This window comes from Nitrosospira lacus (genome assembly GCF_000355765.4).
GTDB classification, from domain to species: domain Bacteria; phylum Pseudomonadota; class Gammaproteobacteria; order Burkholderiales; family Nitrosomonadaceae; genus Nitrosospira; species Nitrosospira lacus.
Map to the genome: position 1 here is coordinate 1,902,296 of NZ_CP021106.3, position 20,909 is coordinate 1,923,204.

Below are 20,909 nucleotides of genomic sequence, written 5' to 3' on the forward strand. Positions count from 1 at the left end.
TGCTGTCCTTTCATATGCTTGTCACGAAATAGTGGTAAATGCCAAGCTTTAATAACCGTTTTTCGGAGTATAACCCTATTTAGAATCCGGTCAATGAAGCATCGCAACCAGGGTTTTCCGCTTGACCGATGAAAGATACCAAGTAAAATTGTGTTAGCCTGAATAACAAATGAGAACGATTTACGGCAAATATATCTCCTGTGTCATAACCCTCACCAAGAACCTTCAGCAGAAACGCGGGAGTGAATATTCATGAGTAAGCCGGAAATCCCGGACTGGCTGCGCGGCAGCGAAATGGGCGAGCTGATTCATGCCCATGACTGGACCGAATCGGGCCTGGGACTCATCCAGACATGGCCGTCAAATCTCAAGTTTGCGGTCAATATCGTTCTGTTATTGCCGTCGCCCGCCATGCTGTTCTGGGGCCCGAAACTCATACAGATTTACAATGACCGTTGCCGGGACTGGCTGGGTACCGAGCATCCGGCCTGCCTCGGTCAGCCAGTCAGTGAATTCTGGCCGGAGGTATGGGATTTCCTCGCACCGGTGTGTGAAGGCGTAATGCGGCGGCGCGAATCGTTTATCTTCGATAATCATCCATTAACCATTAAACGCAACGGGATACTCGAAGAGAGATTCTTCAAGCTCACATACAGCCCCATTCCTGGCGACCTTTGCGCTGATGTTTCTAATCATGGCGGTGCTGATGCGAGCATGCCGGGCGGGGTTTTCGTAACGGTAAACGATACGACCGAATCGGTCCGTGCGCGTGCCCTCGAAGCGGAGCGTATTCGTCTGGAGGAAGCGTTGCAGGCGAAGCGGATTCAATTACTGGAAGAGGTATTCCGTCATGCGCCGTCATTCCTGTACGTACTCAAGGGACCCGAATTCATCTTCGAGTTTGCCAATGAGGCGTTCTATCAACTGGTGGGGCACCGTGATCTGGTCGGCCAGCCGGCCTTCGAAGCGCTCCCGGAGGCAGCCCACGATGGTATCCAGCATAGCCTGATGCAGGTAATGGCTTCCGGCAAGCCATTCGTGGGATTCGAGCAACCGGTGATAGTGGTGCGCTCGCCTGGCGGACAGCCGGAGGAGCGGTTTATCGATGTCAGTTACGTACCTCTTTTAGACGAGAACGGCGCCTGTCAGTATATTCTGGGCCACGGCATCGATGTTACCGCGCATGTACAAAACAGAAAAAACGCGGAGAACGCATTGCGCGAGAGCGAGGAACGTTTTCGCGGCGCCCTTCAAAGCGATACCGTTGGCATTATTTTCCTGGATACGGAAGGCCGGATTATCGAAGCCAATGACGCATTCCTGACGATGAGCGGTTTCAGCCGTGAGGATGAGAAGGCGGGACGATTGCGCTGCGACGCCATGACGCCTCCGGAATGGACTTCGGTTTCGCTGCGCGCTATCGAGGAATTCAAAGCCACGGGACGCACCACACCCTATGAGAAGGAGTTTTTCCGCAAGGATGGATCACGCTGGTGGGCTTTGCTCGCCGCGAAACAGCTCAACGAGCACGAGGCGGTTGAATATGTGATTGACATAACCCGGCGCAAGCGCATTGAGCAGAGCCTGCGCGAGAGCGAAGCAAGGTTTCGCGCGATGGCGGAAGCATCTCCCGCGCTGACCTGGCAGGTGGATGCGCAAGGAGATGCGGTTTATCTTAACCAGCGTTTCATGGACATGACAGGCGTGCCGGTGAGTGCGCTGATGCATGGCGGATGGCATTCGATCATTCACCCGGATGACATGCCGGATTATATGGCGGCATTTGAGCAGGCGATGCGCGAGCGCTCGCGTTTTCAGCGGCGGGTACGGATCAAGACCGCGCAAGGTGAATGGCGCTGGTTGGAATCCTACGCGTTGCCATGGTTTACCGCCGCCGATGAGTATGCCGGCCACGTCGGCATATCGATAGACATCACCGATACCGTCAATGCGGAAACATCCCTGAGGGAAACCGACCGCCGCAAGGATGAGTTCCTGGCTACCCTGGCACATGAGCTGCGCAATCCGCTTGCCCCCATTTCCAATGCGCTGGCGCTGATCGCGCGGCCAGACGGCATTACGGCGCTTCCGCGGTTGCTGCCGGTCATAAACCGGCAAGTCAACTATATGATCCGGCTGGTGGACGATCTGCTGGAAATATCACGCATCACCAGCGGAAAAATTGAATTGCGGCCGGAGCCCATTGCCTTGGCTTCCGTGCTGCGCAACGCGGTGGAGGCGAGCATGCCGCTGATTAATGAAAAGGGGCATAAATTGAGCGTATTTATTCCTGAAGCGCCTTTAATTGTTCTCGCTGACGTTGTGCGTCTGGAGCAGGTGTTTACCAATCTGCTCAACAACGCGGTGCGTTACACCAAACAGGGTGGACAGATCTGGCTGACCGCCCGCCAGGAAGGCGAGAGTGCCGTTATATCCGTGCGCGACAACGGTATTGGGATCTTGGCCGGCATGCTGCCACGCCTGTTTGACATGTTTGCACAGGAGCGCCGCAACGGTATCGGAGCGCAGGAGGGCCTGGGTATCGGGCTTAACCTCGTTTACCGTCTTCTGCAAATGCACGGCGGTACAATCGAGGCCATCAGCGAGGGAATGGATCGAGGCAGTGAATTCATTGTGCGCCTGCCTTTGTCGGAGGGATCCTCTCGCGGAAAAAGCACCGAACCGGAGAAGGCGGCTCTCCCGCCGCAGGGCCTGCGTATCCTGGTGGTCGATGATAATCATGACGCAGCCGAAGTTCTTTCCATGTTGCTTGAGTCAATAGGTGTCAATGTCCGGGTTGTCAACAGCGGCCTGGCGGCACTCGCGGTGCTCCCCGATTACCGGCCAAATATCATCCTGATGGATATCGGCATGCCTGGCATGAATGGTTATGAGGTGGCGCGCCGTATTCGCGAGCAACCGCAGTATAACGATATCAAGATCATCGCCCTGACTGGCTGGGGCCAGGAAGAAGATCGCCGGCAGTCGGAGGATGCCGGCTTCGATCATCATCTGACGAAGCCGGTGGATTTCAAGCTCCTGAAGGAGTTGATTGCTTCACTGTAGGATGGGGGAGGGCGTTCCCGCGCCTTGACTTGTGGATATTCCTTACCATACCTGAATCAGGCAACGGAGACGTGGCCGGGCGGGCGCGTGGTATCGAGTTTAATCCGGTAGGAACCCACTACGGGTTTTAAACTGAGCGCAACCGCGCTATCGGGTGAGCCCATCTTGTATGGCTTTCCCGGGGAATTTCAGGTTTTCAGCCGCGAACGATTGTTTCGAACGGTAGGCGGCAACCAATTCGATATCCTGTTTTTCTCCCCGGCTAAACAAGTCGAGGGAGCTTTGGCGGACAGCTTCGGTTTGGTCTACACCGATGCCGATTCCGGTGCCCTGCCGGTGCTCGAATTCTTCAACGGAAAGTATGGCAATCCGAGCATATCCGCAAATCGTAAAATGTTGCTGAAGCTTTAATCACGCGACCGCGTCTATACGGGCTCCAGCCGGAGACCGGATGGCGCTGCGCTCATTTGAGCGCCCCACCGCGAATATGCGTCAGCTGTTCCCTTCCGGATCAGTCATGAAATCATGACAAAACAGCAAAAGCCCTCTTGTCTCACCTTTAATACACAAAGCTATTCGTGGGAATCCGGTATCGCCTTTTGCAGGCAATTCGAAAATATTGCGTTGGCAAAGGAGAGCAAGGCGTGCTGATTTGTGCGGACCCCGTAAAAGAAAATCGATGCCACGCTGGCGCTTTAAGACACCGGACATCTCACGGAACAGCGGTACCATCCTTAACAGTATGTTTGAGAATTATTTGAAAGCCTGGGACCTTCGGTGCGACATGGCCAGAAAAATTAATGTCAATCAGATAATCGTGCGGCGTTGCGCAAACTATAAAAGTGGGAAAAAATATGTCGAAATGATAATAAATGGTGGCATTCATGCCCGATCGGGAACGATAGCATAAATATGACATAAGCATGATATGGGCCAATGTGGGTATGTGATCAATCGAACAGAACTTTCCTCTCCAGAGGGGTAGCCTTGATAGAACTGAATGCATAGTTCGACTGGTATGGATTCGGAGGCAGGAAATTTATGCCGAGAGGAAACCATTTAACCCATCATCATCCCGGAGGTAATCATGCCCACAACGAGAAGTAGCACTATAAACCATAAAACCACCACTCACCCCACTGCGCGGCGAGAAACTTCCCACGACGCAATTAAATTATTGACAGAGGATCATACGAAGGTAAAGAAAATGTTCAAGGATTTCGAGAAGTTGTGCCAGAAGAATGACAATAGGGGAAAGGAGGAGCTGGCAGCAAAAATTTGCGGGGAGCTCACCGTGCATGCCCAGCTGGAAGAGGAAATTTTCTATCCCGCCGTCCGCGAAGCGATTGATGAGGACAAGCTGATGAATGAAGCGATGATAGAGCACGCATCCGCAAAGGATCTTATCACCCAGATCCAATCGATGAAAGCTTCTGATCCCATGTTCGATGCGACGGTGACGGTACTCGGTGAGTATATCAATCATCATATTAAGGAAGAGCAGAACGAAATATTTCCGAAAACACAGAAAGCCGGAATGGATCTCGAAGCATTAGGGGAGGAAATAAAGGAGCGCAAGGAAGCTCTTTTAAAGGAGTAGTCTGATCCGCTGGCAATCCTACATCTATGGAATACCATGGGGGAGCGCCATTATTTAGTGTTCGGGATTGATTTATTTCACGTTTATGTGCGCCCCCGAACATAAAAAAAGTGCATGATCCGCTAACATAAATTTTTATCCTCGTATTTTTTCATGTTCAGGGATATGTAAATGCTTTCTTGCCATATCAGCCATGACGATTGGCGGCGCTCAACAAATGCCGTAGCGATATTTTGTCGTCCTGTCCGCGCGCGCACGAAGCCTGATTTCCATATTCTTTTTATATGCATATAAAATCATTCAGGAGATCACCATGAAAAAAGCATTCTTGTTAATCGCCCTGCCTATCATCATGGCATACTCTGCTTCGAGTTTCGCCGGGAAAGAGGAGAAGGTTCAATGGTCTCAGGTTCCCCCCGCTGTTCAGAAGACGATTACCGAACATGCGGGTGGCGGAAAAATTGAAGAGATCGAGAAAGAAACGGAGAAGAAAGATGGTAAATCAATAACGGTTTACGAAGCCAAGGTAAAGAAACCCGATGGCAAGAAAATTGAGATTGAAGTTGGCGAAGACGGCAAACTTATCAAGATTGATGATTAGGGCTGGGGGGATCATGAAGAATACTCAGAAAAGCAAAGCGGATCTGTCATCTGTTCAATCACTTGATCAACTGGCGGAGGAGGGCGGCATCGTCGCCGACGAGACGCATGGCAACAGGGCTGAGGAGAAAATAGAAGATCGCTCCACTAAAAAACACGAGACGCACGAAGAAGCAAAGTCCATAACCGGGTCTCGGCCCCATAAAGACGTCACGAACGAGCACCCGGGAGAGGGACCCTCACCGTTGAAACGATATTAATCACATTGGTTCACTGGCGATCGGCAACCATGAGAGATCCTGCGCTGGGGTTGATTTATCGTGATTCAAGCCAGCGCAATAGGCTGCAGGATTTCTAGGCCGCCTTGATTCTCTCATGAGTCTGATATAGCACGTGCTGGCATTGTTCTGCGGCCAACCGCTTGTACCACTTTCTCCCTCCGCCTGATTCAGGATGACTGCCTGGTAAATCGGCAGGGATTCATCTGCTTCTGCCCTGCCTTTGCCAGCCCCCGGATCAGATCGCGGGACATCTCACGCCAACTCCGGCACATTTGCCGCAGGCTGCAGCGCAATCTCCCATATCGCCCCATCCTAGCATTCGGGTCTGGACTAAATATCGCATAAGGTGCCGTTATTAAGCCGGTGGCAATTCTATGATATTTTGACCGGATAATTCGGCCTAATTGACAATAATTATCATTATCGTTAAGATTGTTTATAACGTAGCGTTGCGGTAATCCGCAAGCCATGGCATTGAAATCCTGCGGAAAGCAAGATTTTTTTTTAGCCGCCCGCTCGGCTTCCAGCTCAATTAACTCATTGGCGAATACGCTTCTGGATGGGTCCGAATATGAAAAATTCCAAAGATGAACAAGATAAGCCTTCGGTCAGTCTGCTATTAGCGGCCTTGTCATGGCTTACCTCCAGACGGCGACGCCCCCTTGATCCCGCTACGCGGTTTGCAATCGCCCATCACTTCCATCTGCTTGTCCTGCATCCCGCGTCGGACAGCTTCGATATCCAGGCGGCGTTATACATGGCCGGGAGGATGGGTATTGATGCCGATGGATTGGTCGCGCGGTTTTCCGGCACCCCGGCAAACTTGCATTGAGCTATGGAACCTTTGGATAGAGGTGCCCCTGACGGATTTCTTATGTTCTTACCACTCTCCAAGTATTATCCTAACTGCGGAATCGACCATTAATTTGGCTAAATAACATGACCCACAGTAATCCTTTGCATCACTTTATCTTCATCTATTTGGCGGGTTTCAGCACGCAAAAATATCCATTACTTAAGCGCTGTTATCGCCTTACCCTGGCGGCTTTGCTCGCCACGGTGTTGATTAGTCCTGGTTTTGCGGATGAAAACTTGGGCAGGCAGGAGAGGCGAACCGGTTTTCTGGTGGTGGCGGCGGATCGCGGCTTTCTTGGCAATGAAGAAATTATCGATAGCTTTCAGTTATTTGCGAAGGGACGCAACGCATCGCTGGTATTTGTTACTGATGAGCGTACGCGCAAATACCTCCGGAACGGTGCGGATATGCTGTTGAGAAAGGGTGCGGAGTGCATCGTGGTAATTCCCTTGTTTATCTCTGCCGCTACGCCGCGTTATCTGCTTGTCCGCCAGTTATTGGAGAAGGAAAAGCTGGATGTGCCTGTATTCCAAGCGCGTGTTTACGGCGAGAGTTTTATCGCGGTCGAGGATCTGACCGACAAATTTCGCACTATTCAGGAGCCTGCAGAAACCGGCGTTGTGGTTGTCGGCTATGGCGCGGTTGATAATGATAGCGAGCAGAAAATGCAAGCGGACTGGCAGCGTATTGCGAAGAAAGCATCCGCCGGCTTTGATTTCCCGTCGATCAGTGTATTGGTTGGCTACGACAAGAAAGATGAAGATGCAGAAAAGCGCACCATCAGGCTGAAACACGGTCTGGCTGAAGCTGCGAACCGTAACGGCGGTAAAGGCAGGATTGTCGTGGTGCCGTTTCATTTCGGCCCAAGGTTCGACAGCATGATGTCGTTCAATACGGGGCTTAAACGACTACTTCCTCCCGGCGCCCACCTCCTGGAAGACAGCGGTTCCGATACCGGCGCCAGCATTAATTCCAGTGAGAACACTGGCCTGGTCACCAGGAATCTGGCGACCTGGATGCAACGGGAAGCCAACCGGAGCCAGCCGCCTGCCAGCGGAGATATGGGTGTTGTCATCCTGTCCCATGGTTCCGATTTCAATTGGAACGAGACCATGCGCGAGGCGGTGCGGCCCCTGATGAAGCGTTACAAAATCGAGTTCGCATTTTCCATGGCCGATCAACCGACAATCGAACGCGCACTTCTCAAACTGGAGCAGCGCGGTGCAAAGACTGCGGTAATCGTGCGCGTATTTGCCATGGAGGACAGCTTCCGTACGCCTGTCGAACGTATGGCCGGACTGGATATTGAGGGCGTGGCACAGGACACCTACGATGCCCATGCCGGGCAAGGTCATGGACATGGTGCGGCCGCCGCCGTTCCGGCGCCCCGTATTCGCACCAGCCTGCCGATCCAGACAGTGGGCGGTATTGGCGCCAGTCCCCTGTTCGCGGCCGCATTGCTGGACCGGGCGCGTTTACTATCAAAGAATCCCGCGCGTGATACGGTCATCCTGATTGCGCACGGTTCCGGCAGTGATCGGCAGAACGAGCTGTGGACCCGGGCGCTGGAAGACGTTGCAGAGCAGATGCGCAAGGCTGAAGGCAAGGAATTCCATGCAATCAAGGTGGCGACGTGGCGCGAAGATTGGCCCGACAAGCGCACACCATGGGTGGACAAAATTCGTGCAATGGTTGAGGACGCAAGAAAGGAAGGGGGAAGCGCTATCGTAATCCCCGCACGAACCACGGGGCAGGGTCCTGAAGACAAATTTCTTTCCGGGCTTGAATATGACCTGGGCAGCGGCTTTGCGCCGCACCCGAAGTTTGTGCAATGGGTGGATGAACAAGTCAGGGCAGGGATGGCACAATTCGCCGATGCTCGCCGCTCCAACCTGACTACGGTGGAGGCGGGCGATTATGCGCCCTCTCCCGAAAAGGATTTATGGTGGTAAGTGGGTGGTGAGTTTTCCTGAAGGCACAAAACAGCTGGCGATGACTGATTACTCGACTCTGTTCCTCGTGGTGAGATTTTGCTGGAAGAATTTATGTAGCCAATGGGGTATAAGTCACTGCTGTCCCACAATTTGTCATTACCATAAAGCTCCCTGGATGGGTTGATGATCACCCGGCGGCGGTTCAGTCTTGATCAGCCTAATCAGGTCCCGTTTTGCAAACAGGTTAAGTGCGAGCAGCCTCAGGATTTGTTGCTGAGATATTGCCACTTGATGACTGAATTTGATGAATGCCAACAGCAAATAGACGCACATGGCAATCCAGATTTGGGTCATCACGGCATTTTTGCTGGTGCCCAAAAACGATTTGATCTTGAGATTTTGCTTGATCCATTTAAAAAACAACTCCACTTGCCAGCGCTGCTTATAAATGGCAGCAATGGTTTGCGCGGACAGCTTGAAATGGTTGGTGATAAAGATGTATTCCCGTTGTGTTTGCGCATCCTGGTAGACCACTTGGCGCACGTTGGGCAGCTCCTTCTGGCACGAGCGGTACGAATTGAAGCGAATGACTGCATCACTGATGACGCTCGAATGAACAGGAACGGCACACCGTTCAATAACTTCATAAGTGGCGTTGCCCCGTTGTCGGGTGACGTAAAAGACCCCCTGCCCGGTCAGTAACTTGTACCAGGAATAATCATTGTAGCCGCGATCACATACCACAATACTGCCTTTGGGCAAGGCAAGCAGTTTGGCGCACTCGCTATCCGCCTTCCTGCTTTCCGTGAGGGTGGCAAATGCGGGCAGATTGCCTCTTAAATCCAGTCCAACCTGTAACTTCATGGCGCCTTTTCCCAACGCGTAATGCGACCAGGGAAAAAGCTTGAGCGATAGATCAATGAGAGAAGCATCCAGCGCATAAAGCGGATTCTTAAAGCGGAAGCCGTGCTTGGGTGCCCGCTTGAGGCAGCGCTCATACAGACGGTAAAACAGCGCTTCGTAACAACTAGCGGGTTGCTGGTTATTCAGGCGTGCCAGACTGGACCGGGAAATGGGCGCGCTGCCCAAGTGATAGCTGTGCTGGCGTTGTGCTTGCAGGTTGGTTTCAATATCACGCAAACTCTGCCGCCCGCTCAACTGTGCAAATACCATGGCAACAAACTGTGCCCAGCGGCTGGTCTTGCGCAACCTCTGGCCTTGGTGATGCAAAGAAGCGATCGCTTCAAATTCATGTCTGCCAACAATTTTAAGCAGTTGCAAGAAGACTGTATTACAATGCGCCATGGCTTGGATTCCTTTGTCTTTCAAAGAGTTGTCGAGAAACTCATTGTAAATCAACAAAGGATATTCAGGCCTTTTTTAGCGGTTTTGTGGGACAGCAGTGGGTATAAGTATTAATGCACTTTCGCGAGATATTGATGCGCCGCCCAATCGTACCAGCGAGATCGTGAATGGCAAACGTTCCATTCCCTCCGATAACACCCTGCGCCTTTGGCGAGTATTTTGGCGTTTCACCGGAAATCCGGCTCGACCTGCAATGCGATTATGCGATTCGTGTAGCACGGTGCACTGTCTGGCCGGAAGCGCCACCGGCTCTTCGGGAGGGAGAGTTTTGATCGCCTCGACGATTATTTAATCGAGTGCAAAATAAAGAAGAGGAACATGAGCGAAAAAAATGACCACGCCGCGGAATCGGCGGAGCGGGTACTTGTCATCACTCGCATTTTCGATGCACCTCGCAGTCTGGTCTTCAAGGCCTGGACCCAGCCCGAGCGTCTCGCGCACTGGTGCTGTCCGCGCGGCTTTACCACGCCTTTCCACGAGTCGGACATCCGGACGGGCGGTGCCTGGCGCGTCTGCATGCGCTCCCCGGAGGGCAAGGACTATTGGGTTCAGGGTCGCTATCGGGAGATCGTGGAATCGGAGCGGCTTGTCTTTACCCATGCCTGGGAGGATGCAGAGGGAAAGCCCGGCCATGAAACGCTGGTGACGGTGAATTTCACCGAACACGATGGCAAGACAACGCAGACCTTCCGTCAAGCAATCTTCAAATCAGTCGAAAACCGTGATTCGCATGAGAAAGGCTGGAGCGAGTCCTTTGATAATCTTGCCGATTATCTGGAAAAAATGGGGACGCATGGAGAATGAAGCGAGAGTGATTTTCCTCAAATTACGAGGCATGCGTCCGGCCGATGGCCTCCTCTCCCCAGGCGGAGCAGGAAAGCGCGAGACGCTGGACCCTCCCATGATATGGCTGGCAAAAAAAATCGCTCGGTGTGTCGATTTTGCCGGCCGCCGATCGATTATCCATCAGAATCCCTGTTACGTGCATGAGATGCGGTGCCCCCGCACCGGGCCATGGTCAGGGTTACTCTTAAAGCCGGGCTCCGGCCGGTCGAATCTGTCCGGAGCATGGTCCCAATCCCGAAATCAATGGAGATAAAACAATGCGATTCATGGTAATGATCAAAGCTGACAAGAACACAGAGGCGGGCGTCATGCCCAGTAAGAAGCTGCTCACGGATATGGGGAAATACAACGAGGAACTGGTGAAAGCGGGTGTGCTGCTTGCGGGCGAAGGGCTCCAGCCGAGCTCGAAGGGCGCACGCGTCAAGTTCTCCGGAGATAAACGCACCGTGATTGACGGGCCCTTCACCGAGACGAAAGAGCTGATTGCCGGTTATTGGCTGTTCCAGGTGAAGTCGAAGGAAGAGGCGATCGAGTGGGTCAAGCGTTGTCCCAATCCTCTTGAAGGGGAGTCAGAGATCGAGATTCGCCAGGTATTCGAGGCGGAGGACTTCGGTGACGAATTCACGCCCGAGCTCAGGCATGCGGAGGAGCGCATGCGCGCGCAGGTAGCTGGCAGGCAGTAGTTGCATTACAGCTGAATGGACGTTCCTTAAGTTTTTACTTACAACCTTGAAAGGAGACATCATGCAAGTTCAAGCCTATCTATTCTTTGATGGCCGCTGCGAGGAAGCACTGGAGTTTTATCGTGGCGCGCTCGGCGCCGAGGTGACGATGCTCATGCGATTCAAGGACGCGCCTCCCGAACCCGCTGAATCTAGCGAAGCCGGAAAATCCAGTGAATCCTGCATGCCCCCGGCTGGTTCCGAAAATAAGGTGATGCATGCGAGCTTTCGTATCGGCGATACCACGGTGATGGCTTCCGACGGTCACTGCCAGGGAAAGCCCAGCTTCCAGGGTTTTTCCTTGTCACTCACTGTGTCCAGCGAGGCCGAGGCCGATCGTCTGTTCGCAGCGCTGGCCGAGGGTGGGCAGGTGCAAATGCCGTTGGCCAAAACTTTCTATTCGCCACGCTTCGGTATGGTAGCCGACCGATTTGGCGTGTCATGGATGATTTATATGACGCCTTGAGCATTGTAACCCCCGGATCCAGATTCGACGCCGTTTGGGTGACCTAATGGCGGCGCGTATCCGGGGGTTCCATTTGTTGGCTGCACAGTGCTCACCCAATCTCCTTTCTTTTTATGGTTTCGAAAGAATACGGCGCTCACGTTCGTAATCGTCATAACTGGGCGCTGGCGGGCCGCGAAGCTCAAGCGGTGTCGATCTGAGTGCTTCGTTCCGATTCTTGACACCATCATAAACATTCCGGGAAATCTCCTGTGTCGTACAGCCACAGAGGAGTATGCCCAAGATTATCATGTGTAGCATTAATTTCATTTACAGCGATGCTAATTGACCTTATGTCGGGCGTCAACCTGATCACTGTGCCGGTATCGGGTGCATCGCACGGGTGAATTAACGGGATGGCGGGGTTACTGCGTGATACCGGCGACCGTGTTTACAAATTGACTCAGAACTGGAGTCTACGCCGCCGTGCAATCGAGCCGAGAAGCACGAGCCCTGCGGCGAACAGGGCCCAGGTTTCAGGTTCTGGGACGGGTGCTGCCACAAGCCTGCCAAAAAGGCCTTCGGTTTCGTCGTGCGGTCCTGCCGCGAAATAGAGTGCATCGGCCCTGCCGAGGCTTGCGCCATTGCCGAATTGGAGTCCCCACAGACCGTCGATGGATATGATATCGCCTTGCGCATCGCGCAGATAATCGATTGCCGCATGGGTAGCCGGATCGAATGCCACGATGGTGCCATCGCCGAAATTGCCGACCAGTAGCTTGCCGCTGTAGATGCCGAAGCCATCGGGCGCAAAGGCGACTCCCCAGGGGGCATTCAGCAGGCCGCGATCATTCCAGGTATGCAGCAGGGCGCCCGACGCATCGAACTGCGCAAGCCGTCCAAAACCCGCGCCACTGACTTCTTCGCCACCAAGGATTTCTCCCGGCCTCGCGGAATTTTCCTGGGTTTTTGCATAGGGTACAAACAGGCTGGTTCCGTCCGGACCGCTCAGCGCCTGGATATTGAACGGCGCATACTCGCCGGGTTGGGTGATTGCCGAAGCCGCGAAGGGGTTTGCAAATGCGCCCGGCGCACTGATCTCGGTGAATGTGCCGTCAAAACTCCGGATGCCGGCATGAGGCCCGAAATTCGCCACATGAATACGGTCACCGCCGGGACCCATCGCGATACCGAAATAATGAGCATCCGCCACTGACCGGTCAACCATGAGCTTGGCGAATGCCGGACGATCGAAGCTGCCATCGGGATTCTTGCGTTCCGTCCACGCCGAAATGGTACCGGTATCCGTCACGAAAATAAACTTTGCCGGTTCGGTGATGGATCCCTGGGTGATGGTGAATTGTGCACCGGGGTTGAAGACCACGCCGGTCGGTGTTCCGGGAGAAACGGCATTTCCAGTCACGGGACCCGGAACCGTGACTAGCCGAAGATCGTCTGCAAAAAGAGGTACGCCCCCCACATCTCCGATGAACTGGTTTGTTGTTCCCCCACCGTTGCTTTCCACCCAGAAATGCCCCCCCAGACCTGCCGGACGGATCGCAATCCCCCAGGCATTGATGAGGCTCGGATCGACGATGCTTGCACCATAGGCGTCCGTGCTCGCGACCAGATTGGTTTGCATGTATCCGGCGGCATGGACGGGAACCGCAATGACGAGAATGGCACTCAATAGCCATGCAAGGCTTTTTCTTCGATCGAATATATTCATTTCTTCTCCTCCAGATGTGAATAAAAAAACGACCAATATTTCCGGCGCCATGAATCAAATATAAGCATTGACTGCCTCGATCTCCAAAAGGAGAGGGCGTTTCCCACGGGTTTTGGTGTGATGTTTCATGAGGTAAGCGAAGCTTCTTTTTCGAGCGGTTCCCGACCTGACAAGTCAAATAAAAAAGGCGGGCTTGCCCAAGACGGGTTGGCTGGCTGGAATGCCGCTGGCGTCGAAGAGACTCGGCGGTCACGGATAAATCTGCATGGGGTGACGCAATCGGTTCTCAACCTGAGATCAAGTAAGTCGGTACACGGCATCCCCGGATCAAGTCGAGTTATAACATGTGATCGTTTTGTCGATTTTTTGTGATTGATAATAAGAATGATTCGTATCATATATTAATTTATCCACTTCAGGCAAGTTTTTGGGAAAATCACGCTTGATCATGAAGTAATAAAGGCAGTATGCGCGTTTCCGCACAGAAATGGCCCCCCGTCTGGGTATATAAGAAAATCGACTAAAGCACAAAAAGGGCGACATTGTAAAAAATAGCATTTCCAAAAGGACGACATTCGGCCAGGAGGTGAAAATTGATTAACAATGATCGTATGGATCTACCACCGCCCAATTCATCCCGGTTTCCTCCGCATCAAGTCTTCGGAACGGATTTGTTGCTGAAGCGCCCATCTCGTGCTGAAGATTTCGAGGCAGAAAACCACGCGCTTGTGGCTCTGGCCCATGAGCTCGCGAATCAACCATGCAATTTATTGCAGAAACTGGTGGAGATTGCCCTTGAGCTCTGCCATGCCGGCTCCTCCGGCGTCAGCATTCTCGAATCCGATGGTTCGGCCTTCCGCTGGCATGTCTGTGCCGGGTCATTTGCGGGAAATGCAGGGGCCCGGATGGCTTATGCCGAGAGCCCTTGCAGTATTGTCCTGGAGAGAAACTCGCCAATTCTGTTCCTGGACCCGGGCTGCTATTTCGCTCCACTGAGGCATATGGAGCCATCGGTAGCGGAGGCTTTGATGCTGCCATTCCATGACGGGAACAAACCTGTCGGCAGCGTTTGGGTGATCCAGCATTCCCTTGAGCGCGAGTTTGACGGGGAAGATGTCCGCCTGATGACCAGTTTGTCGCGCTTTGCCTCCGCAGCCTATCATGTGATTTGCTCTATCAATAAGAGCATGAATGCGCGCGACTTGCTCGAAAAGCGGGTGGACGAGCGCACCACGGCGCTGTCATACGTCAACAAAACGCTGCGGCGTCAAATTCGAGGGCGCAGGCAGGTCGAGGAGGCCCTGCGAAATGCTCAGAACCAGCTCGAAGCAGAGATTTCTTCTCTTAATCGTCTTCATGAACTCAGTTCACGCATGGTTAATGCCCCCGATTTGCCGGCTGCGCTGGAAGAAATATTGGGAGCGGCTGTTGTTTTGCTCGGAGCCGACATGGGAATTATCCAGTTGTACGATCCGGTAAACAAGTTATTGACTATTGCCGCTCACCATGGCTTCAAACAGGATTTTCTTGATCATTTCGACACTGTCGATGCGGAGGGCGATGCCGCCTGCTCCCGCGCGCTTGCCAGCCGGCAGCGATGGATAATCGAGGATGTCCGGGCTGACGAACGCTATACGGCTTACCGCGCCGCCGCGGATAAGGCGGGCTATCGCGCTGTCCAGTCCACGCCCTTGTTCAGCCGCGATGGTGAGCCGCTTGGCATGCTCACCACGCACTTTCGCCTGCCTCGCATCCCGACCGAACACGAGCTGAGCATGCTGGATCTCTATGCGCGGCAAGCCTCTGATTTTATCGAGCGTCTGCGCATCACCGAGCAGCTGCGGGAGGCGGATCGACGCAAAGATGAGTTTATCGCCACGCTCTCGCATGAGTTGCGCAATCCTCTGGCGGCGATCGACAGTTCGGCCATGTTGATGGAGTCGCCGGATCTGGGGGACAGGGAGCGCGAAAAGGCCACACAGATCGTGCAGCGTCAATGCAAGGCCATGAAGATCCTCCTGGATGATCTCCTGGATATTTCACGCCTCTCGCTGGGACGGATGCCCCTTCACAAGCAGTGCGTGACGCTGGCTTCGATCATTGACGCGGCTGTGGAAGTCATACAACCCCGTATCGATGCGGCCAATCACATGTTGTCGGTAACGAAACCGCCTTTATCGATAGTGGTTTATGGCGACCCGATGCGGCTTGTCCAGATTTTCTCCAACCTGTTAGCCAATGCGGTGAAATATACCGACCCCGGAGGCAGGATCTCCCTGGATGTCGACACAATCGCCGAAGGTGTCGTGGTAAGCATTACGGATAACGGCATTGGTATTGAGCCGTCGTATACCGAGGAAATATTCGGCATGTTCTCGCAAAGAAAAAACACCCATGATCGAACCGCTGCCGGACTGGGCATCGGGCTTGCCCTGGTGCGCGCTATTGCCGCGTTGCACGGTGGCTGGGCGCATGCCGAGAGCAGGGGTCTCGGGCAAGGCAGTACTTTCCGTATTGGCTTGCCGCTGGCAAAGCCGGCGGACGCGGCAGCACAGGCACTTCCCTCAACGGGGGTGCAATCATCCCCGCTGGTTGCGGATCCTGAATTTCATGTATCTCCGGCAGCATACCGGATTCTCGTCGCAGACGATAATACGTCGGTGGCTACTGCAATTTCCATGCTATTGCAGCGTGGCGGGCATGAAACGACGGTTGTTCACGATGGCCGCGCAGCCTTGGAGGAGGCGGCAAGGCTTCTGCCCGATATCGCATTGCTGGATATTGGCATGCCCCATCTCAATGGCTATGAAGTGGCGCGCCAAATTCGATCGGCTCCCTGGGGGGCAAGCATGCGATTGTTTGCGGCTACAGGATGGGGCCAGGAAAATGATAAGAAGCTGGCAAAAGAGGCCGGATTCGATGTTCACATGACAAAGCCGATCGATTTCAAACAACTGCTGGCGCTGATAGAGGAGCATGGAGGAAAGTAGCGGATTTCCGGCACGCTTCAGAGGGCTTGCCGGAAAGATGGGTGGAGCGTAGCGCAACCCCACCTTTCCGTTAATCCCCACCTCATGAAACCCGCCCAGTTGTCTCGCTGTTTTCAGTGCAATCCCAAGGGTTTCTGAAGTGTCTGCTGTGGGGTCTCTTTGATGGGTCGCGCGTTACGCTTCGCTCATCCTGCGAGAAACAGCGCCGGTGCGAGTCATTTTGTGAATGAGCCTAAAAATTGGCGATGACCGTCAGACGATAAATACGCGGCGCGCCCGGCAGGATATTGTTGTTGTTATGCGCGGATGCAACATATTCGATGTCGGCGATATTTTCGATATTTGCCTGGACGCGCAAGGTCTTGTTGAGCCGCAGGAACATCGCCGAATCCAGCCGCGTGAAACCCGGCAATAGCACGGTATTGTCAAGCGCGGCGTACATGCTGCTGCGATGAATCACCCCCAGCCCCAAACCCAGCCAAGGCGCAAAATCATAGCGATTCCACATCGAAAAGGTATGCTTGGGGACTTGCGCCACGACCGCGCCAGCTTGCGCACCCGTTATTGCGCGCGTGATCTCGGCATCCGTATAGGCGTAGCCTCCCATGACGCTCCATTGCGGGGTGATGCGGCCCATCAAACCGATTTCAGCGCCTCTGGCGCGCTGGCCGTCGACCAGCATGGTTTGAGTGGGAACATTGGGAACGGGAGCGATGACATTGTTGCGCTCCAGTTGATACAACGCCGCGGTAAGGGCGAGATCGGGACGGATATCCCACTTGGCGCCCAGCTCCAGATTCATGAACTGTTCCGGTTTAAGCGCCGCGTTGGTGAGCGTCAGCGAGGTAAGCTGATCACCGGCGCGTGGCACATAGGACAGGCTGTAGTTGCCATAAATCGACACCATCTCTATGGGCTTATAGATCAGCCCCGCCCTGGGCGAAATCAATCCATCATTGGTATGGAGCAGTTGACCCGTATTGTTGTTGCGGAATCTCAAATCGAAGTTATCGTAGCGTATGCCCAGGACGGCTTTGAGCTGAGGATGGAGGGTAATCTGATCCTGCAGGTACACGCCCACCACTTCGACAACGCCATGATTATTGGCGGTAGCGGAGCCGCCGCTGGCAGCGCCTGTGGGATCGGGCCTGAACGTGAGAGGCGTCAGGCTGATCGGATTGAAGAAAGCTACGCTTGATGTTCTGCCGGCATTCGTAAAATTGTTGTTGAAATAGCCATTATTGCGAAAATTATCCGTAACCTGGCGGCCATACTCCACGCCGGCCATGAATTCATGCTTGATCGGTCCGGTATTCAGGGCATACAAAAAATCAGTCTGATTGAAAATATTGTCGCGCTGAGTCGCATCGTTATAGGCCTGTACGTTTACTGTTCCCGCAGCACTCAACGCTGTTGCCTGTCCGCTGGCAAATACATTCTGATAAAATTTGTCGTAGCTGGCATAACGCGTGCGATTACGGACGGTAAGTCCGTTGTCGAACGCGTGCTCGACCAGCGAGTTCAATGCCCAGACGTTGACACTGTTGGGGCTGCGGTTCGGATCGCCGAAGAATGTCGAGCGGTGGGTATCGGCGGGACGGCCTCCAAAAGAGGGTATGCCGCGATCACCCACGCGGTTGTCGGTAAAATATTCCCCGCCCACAACAATTTTGGTTTGCGCGCCGGGCTTGAGGGTCAATGTGGGACTGACACCGCCTCGTTCAATGTCCACGCCGTTACGGAAGCTGTTCGAGTGTTCGTACATGGCGTTGAGGCGAAAGGCGGCCACCTCGTTTATGGCCCGGCCGATATCAACCGTAACCCGTTTATGGCTGAATGATCCATACTGCGCCGAAATTTCGGTGACGGGCGTCCAGCCGGCTTCCTTGGTGACGCGATTGATCACGCCGCCCGCGCCGCCGCGGCCGAAAATCATGCCATTGGAACCCTTCAGGACTTCGACCCGGTCGATGTTGTAGATATCGCGAAAGTACTGAACATCATCGCGCAATCCATCGACATAAAAATCCCCGGTTGAATTGTTGCCGCGGAAAATGACGGCATCCCGGTTTCCTTCACCCTGGGATATGCCGACACCGGGCACATAACGCACCACTTCCCCCATATTTTGTATGGTTTGATCCTTGATCAACTCCTGTGTCACCACGGTGATCGATTGCGGGACATCGCGCAGCGGCGTATCGGTCCTGGTCGCACTGTAACTTTTCGTGGCCATATATCCATCCGTCGGGCCTGTTATGGTTTGCGCAATTACATTTACAGAGGGCAGTATCGCGGGCTGATTCACCGTCGTGGCGGGGTTTGTGATGACATATCCGCCGGCTTGTGCCACCGGCTCAAGACCGGTTCCCCCAAGCAGGCGATCCAATCCGGCCTGTACCGTGAAACTGCCTTTCAGTTCCTGCGCTGTCATTCCTTTTACTTCGGCGAGATCGAATGAAACATTGACGCCCGACTGTTTCGCGAACTTATTAAGCGCTGTTTCCAGCGAACCCGGGGAAATATCGTATGCATGAATGGTGTTGCCGGCAGGAATCCCGGCGGTGGGGGCGGGTTCGGCAAGAACCCCTTGGGGCAGCCCGAAGGCGATGCCCACGCTGAAACAAATCAATCCATTGTTCAACACTTTTATCAATGAGTGACGATGTCGTTTTTGCTTGACCCGGGCAAATGACTTGAGCTGGATTGCGGTGTGATTGCTTGCTGATTTCAGATGGTGGCTATAATTTTTCAACATTGTTTTCCCTGGAAATTATTTACTCTCTTCAACTTTTTAGGTTTTTTATATTTTAATTATTTAAATCAGTTACTTGTAAGAATTAGCGTCCCCTTCTCTCATTGTCGAATAACAATGACAACCTTAATGTAACCAATAATACGAACGATTCTCATTATGGCATGGATGTGATGAATCTTCCACATAAAAATCACATAAAAATCACATATAAGTAATGCCGATGAAATGAGTAGACAAAATCTGGTCGTTCTGAGATAGTTTCAGCGAACTCACCATCCCGTTGAACTATGCCCCGCTGATCGAGCGGGGAAACCGCATGGGCTGAATATTCAAGTGCGGATATTTCCAGGAGGAGCAATGAGGAAAATAAAAGCAGGAGGTGCAGTGTCCGGATTCCTGCTGGTGATGACGATCGCCTCGGGAACGATGGCAAATGCCGCATGGGCCGCTCCCCCGGAGGCCCCGGGTGCCGGTTTTTCATGGAAAGACGGGGCCGAAGTCTATGCCAAAGTTTGCGGATATTGCCACGATGCCCAGGTTGGACCGGTCATTCGCGGCCGCGCCCTTCCCGCAGCCTACATCCACGCCGTAGTGCGAAACGGCAACCGGGCGATGCCGGCCTTTCGTCCTTCGGAAATCGATAACCAGTCATTGGCAAAACTGGCTGAATATATCTCGAAGAATTGAATTGCCGGCGGTCGCCGGCAGCGGCAGGGGGCTATCCATGGACGTTAACAGACGTAATCTCATGAAGGGCGTACTGACGGGCGGGACGCTGCTGGCGCTAGGCATTCCTCCGGGGGCATTTGCAGGCCCTCCCCCCGGAAGGGCCGGAAGATTTGGATTATTGCTGGGGAACACACCTATGGACGCCGCGTTCGCCGCAGGCATCCGCACGGCCTATGCTGCCCACGCCAACCGTGCGGCGGGGGCAGGCCCCGCACTACGGGTAGTAAAGTTGAAAGGGGGGCTGCTCAACGATTATGAGATGGTGGGCGGGTTGCTGGAAAAATCCCGTGATACCAGGTGGATCGCCGTGATGGACGATGGCAGCGCGGCAGTTTTCACGGAACTGGCACGCAATGCCGGCGCCAGGTTGATCCTGCTGGGCTCGCATGCTTCTTCCAATGATGATACGACCGTGCGGGGCGGTTCACCGGGCATCCCGGGGCTTCGCCATGTATGGGCCGCTGCCTCGCCAAGCCATAGCGCGGGCGGTATTCTTGCCTCACAACTCATTGCCCTCGTTCGCGACAAGGGCAGCTTTTCCATCGTCGAGAATTTTTTTTCCATGCAGGCGCAGGCTGACAGCGACCGCGCGGCAATAAACGGATTCGTTCCGGGATTTATGACCTACCGGCTCGACGAACCAGACACGGCAGCGGGCACCGTCGAGCTTCATTGTTCCGGGCTTTCGCCCGCGAATGGGTGTGAATTGCTTGGCTGGAATAGAGCGGGAAGATGGATGCCTGCCTCGCAGCAGATATCGCCGCATGAAACGGCTGCATCGGTAAAAAAAGAAGAGAGACAGCCATATTCCGCCGGGTGGGTGGAATCGGTGGGCTATGCGGTCATGGCCGCGGCGCTGGGAACGGGCGCACTTGGGGAGTCCTGCTCCAGCCGCGCATTCGTCCATCAGTCGGCCGGGGAGAGCCGGGAGGAACTCCCTCGCGTGGCGGAGCGATTCACCTCATTCGTAATAGACATTTAGCCTGGA

At 53.8% G+C, this 20,909-nt stretch carries 17 protein-coding genes; 14 read left to right on the plus strand and 3 right to left on the minus strand.

Going from position 1 to position 20,909, the window contains the following annotated elements; translation table 11 throughout:
* Positions 1 to 252: 252 nt before the first annotated feature.
* From EBAPG3_RS08485 to EBAPG3_RS08520, 8 genes are all read left to right on the plus strand, one after another.
* Positions 253 to 3,066: a PAS domain S-box protein gene (locus EBAPG3_RS08485; RefSeq protein ID WP_004181189.1), complete on the plus strand. Its 2,814-nt coding sequence runs from the start codon at positions 253 to 255 to the stop codon at positions 3,064 to 3,066.
* A 165-nt stretch (positions 3,067 to 3,231) separates the two neighbouring features.
* A complete protein-coding gene (locus tag EBAPG3_RS08490; RefSeq protein WP_004181188.1) occupies positions 3,232 to 3,477 on the plus strand; it encodes a hypothetical protein in 246 nt (81 codons plus the stop codon).
* 241 nt (positions 3,478 to 3,718) lie between these two features.
* Positions 3,719 to 3,976, plus strand: coding sequence for a DUF4385 family protein (locus tag EBAPG3_RS15630; protein ID WP_227869184.1), 258 nt, complete (start codon positions 3,719 to 3,721; stop codon positions 3,974 to 3,976).
* Between the two features lie 177 nt (positions 3,977 to 4,153).
* Positions 4,154 to 4,666, plus strand: a complete 513-nt coding sequence (locus EBAPG3_RS08500; RefSeq protein WP_040853282.1) for a hemerythrin domain-containing protein — start codon at positions 4,154 to 4,156, stop codon at positions 4,664 to 4,666.
* Between the two features lie 313 nt (positions 4,667 to 4,979).
* Positions 4,980 to 5,267: a hypothetical protein gene (locus tag EBAPG3_RS08505; RefSeq protein ID WP_004181183.1), complete on the plus strand. Its 288-nt coding sequence runs from the start codon at positions 4,980 to 4,982 to the stop codon at positions 5,265 to 5,267.
* Positions 5,268 to 5,280: 13 nt separating this feature from the next.
* On the plus strand, positions 5,281 to 5,526 hold the full coding sequence (locus EBAPG3_RS08510; RefSeq protein WP_004181179.1) for a hypothetical protein: 246 nt from the start codon (positions 5,281 to 5,283) through the stop codon (positions 5,524 to 5,526).
* Between the two features lie 592 nt (positions 5,527 to 6,118).
* A complete protein-coding gene (locus EBAPG3_RS08515) occupies positions 6,119 to 6,379 on the plus strand; it encodes a hypothetical protein (protein WP_151898900.1) in 261 nt (86 codons plus the stop codon).
* A gap of 107 nt (positions 6,380 to 6,486) precedes the next feature.
* Positions 6,487 to 8,355 carry a CbiX/SirB N-terminal domain-containing protein gene (locus tag EBAPG3_RS08520; protein WP_004181175.1) on the plus strand — a complete coding sequence of 623 codons (1,869 nt, stop codon included), beginning with the start codon at positions 6,487 to 6,489 and terminating at the stop codon, positions 8,353 to 8,355.
* 138 nt (positions 8,356 to 8,493) lie between these two features.
* Here the strand turns inward: EBAPG3_RS08520 and EBAPG3_RS08525 are convergent, their stop codons facing one another.
* Positions 8,494 to 9,642, minus strand: coding sequence for an IS4 family transposase (locus EBAPG3_RS08525; RefSeq protein ID WP_004177414.1), 1,149 nt, complete (start codon positions 9,640 to 9,642; stop codon positions 8,494 to 8,496).
* Positions 9,643 to 10,020: 378 nt separating this feature from the next.
* Here EBAPG3_RS08525 and EBAPG3_RS08530 point away from each other — a divergent pair, with 378 nt between their 5' ends.
* The 3 genes from EBAPG3_RS08530 to EBAPG3_RS08540 all read left to right on the plus strand — a co-directional run bounded on the left by EBAPG3_RS08530 (position 10,021) and on the right by EBAPG3_RS08540 (position 11,736).
* Entirely contained in the window at positions 10,021 to 10,506 is a 486-nt protein-coding gene (locus tag EBAPG3_RS08530; RefSeq protein WP_004178095.1) for an SRPBCC domain-containing protein, read from the plus strand.
* Positions 10,507 to 10,805: 299 nt separating this feature from the next.
* On the plus strand, positions 10,806 to 11,231 hold the full coding sequence (locus EBAPG3_RS08535) for a YciI family protein (RefSeq protein WP_004178096.1): 426 nt from the start codon (positions 10,806 to 10,808) through the stop codon (positions 11,229 to 11,231).
* Positions 11,232 to 11,292: 61 nt separating this feature from the next.
* Entirely contained in the window at positions 11,293 to 11,736 is a 444-nt protein-coding gene (locus EBAPG3_RS08540; RefSeq protein ID WP_004178097.1) for a VOC family protein, read from the plus strand.
* A 442-nt stretch (positions 11,737 to 12,178) separates the two neighbouring features.
* Here EBAPG3_RS08540 and EBAPG3_RS08545 read toward each other — a convergent pair whose 3' ends face one another.
* Positions 12,179 to 13,444, minus strand: a complete 1,266-nt coding sequence (locus tag EBAPG3_RS08545; protein ID WP_004178098.1) for a TIGR03118 family protein — start codon at positions 13,442 to 13,444, stop codon at positions 12,179 to 12,181.
* Between the two features lie 593 nt (positions 13,445 to 14,037).
* Between EBAPG3_RS08545 and EBAPG3_RS08550 the strand changes: the two genes are divergently transcribed.
* Positions 14,038 to 16,434 (plus strand): hybrid sensor histidine kinase/response regulator, encoded by a 2,397-nt coding sequence (locus EBAPG3_RS08550; RefSeq protein WP_151898901.1) that lies wholly within the window; start codon positions 14,038 to 14,040, stop codon positions 16,432 to 16,434.
* A gap of 232 nt (positions 16,435 to 16,666) precedes the next feature.
* Here EBAPG3_RS08550 and EBAPG3_RS08555 read toward each other — a convergent pair whose 3' ends face one another.
* Positions 16,667 to 19,192: a TonB-dependent siderophore receptor gene (locus EBAPG3_RS08555; RefSeq protein WP_004178102.1), complete on the minus strand. Its 2,526-nt coding sequence runs from the start codon at positions 19,190 to 19,192 to the stop codon at positions 16,667 to 16,669.
* 357 nt (positions 19,193 to 19,549) lie between these two features.
* Here EBAPG3_RS08555 and EBAPG3_RS08560 point away from each other — a divergent pair, with 357 nt between their 5' ends.
* Complete coding sequence (locus EBAPG3_RS08560) at positions 19,550 to 19,879, plus strand: c-type cytochrome (protein WP_004178103.1); 330 nt, start codon at positions 19,550 to 19,552, stop codon at positions 19,877 to 19,879.
* A gap of 37 nt (positions 19,880 to 19,916) precedes the next feature.
* Positions 19,917 to 20,903 (plus strand): hypothetical protein, encoded by a 987-nt coding sequence (locus EBAPG3_RS08565; RefSeq protein WP_151898902.1) that lies wholly within the window; start codon positions 19,917 to 19,919, stop codon positions 20,901 to 20,903.
* Positions 20,904 to 20,909 lie beyond the last annotated feature (6 nt).

What these genes read in the sequence shown, in the direction of transcription:
- EBAPG3_RS08555 (WP_004178102.1), bottom strand. Translation starts at nt 19,192, where the DNA reads ATGTTGAAAAATTATAGCCACCATCTGAAATCAGCAAGCAATCACACC.
- EBAPG3_RS08560 (WP_004178103.1), top strand. Translation starts at nt 19,550, where the DNA reads ATGAGGAAAATAAAAGCAGGAGGTGCAGTGTCCGGATTCCTGCTGGTG.
- EBAPG3_RS08510 (WP_004181179.1), top strand. Translation starts at nt 5,281, where the DNA reads ATGAAGAATACTCAGAAAAGCAAAGCGGATCTGTCATCTGTTCAATCA.
- EBAPG3_RS08505 (WP_004181183.1), top strand. Translation starts at nt 4,980, where the DNA reads ATGAAAAAAGCATTCTTGTTAATCGCCCTGCCTATCATCATGGCATAC.
- EBAPG3_RS08545 (WP_004178098.1), bottom strand. Translation starts at nt 13,444, where the DNA reads ATGAATATATTCGATCGAAGAAAAAGCCTTGCATGGCTATTGAGTGCC.
- EBAPG3_RS08485 (WP_004181189.1), top strand. Translation starts at nt 253, where the DNA reads ATGAGTAAGCCGGAAATCCCGGACTGGCTGCGCGGCAGCGAAATGGGC.
- EBAPG3_RS08520 (WP_004181175.1), top strand. Translation starts at nt 6,487, where the DNA reads ATGACCCACAGTAATCCTTTGCATCACTTTATCTTCATCTATTTGGCG.
- EBAPG3_RS08540 (WP_004178097.1), top strand. Translation starts at nt 11,293, where the DNA reads ATGCAAGTTCAAGCCTATCTATTCTTTGATGGCCGCTGCGAGGAAGCA.
- EBAPG3_RS08525 (WP_004177414.1), bottom strand. Translation starts at nt 9,642, where the DNA reads ATGGCGCATTGTAATACAGTCTTCTTGCAACTGCTTAAAATTGTTGGC.
- EBAPG3_RS08565 (WP_151898902.1), top strand. Translation starts at nt 19,917, where the DNA reads ATGGACGTTAACAGACGTAATCTCATGAAGGGCGTACTGACGGGCGGG.
- EBAPG3_RS08530 (WP_004178095.1), top strand. Translation starts at nt 10,021, where the DNA reads ATGAGCGAAAAAAATGACCACGCCGCGGAATCGGCGGAGCGGGTACTT.
- EBAPG3_RS08500 (WP_040853282.1), top strand. Translation starts at nt 4,154, where the DNA reads ATGCCCACAACGAGAAGTAGCACTATAAACCATAAAACCACCACTCAC.
- EBAPG3_RS08535 (WP_004178096.1), top strand. Translation starts at nt 10,806, where the DNA reads ATGCGATTCATGGTAATGATCAAAGCTGACAAGAACACAGAGGCGGGC.
- EBAPG3_RS08515 (WP_151898900.1), top strand. Translation starts at nt 6,119, where the DNA reads ATGAAAAATTCCAAAGATGAACAAGATAAGCCTTCGGTCAGTCTGCTA.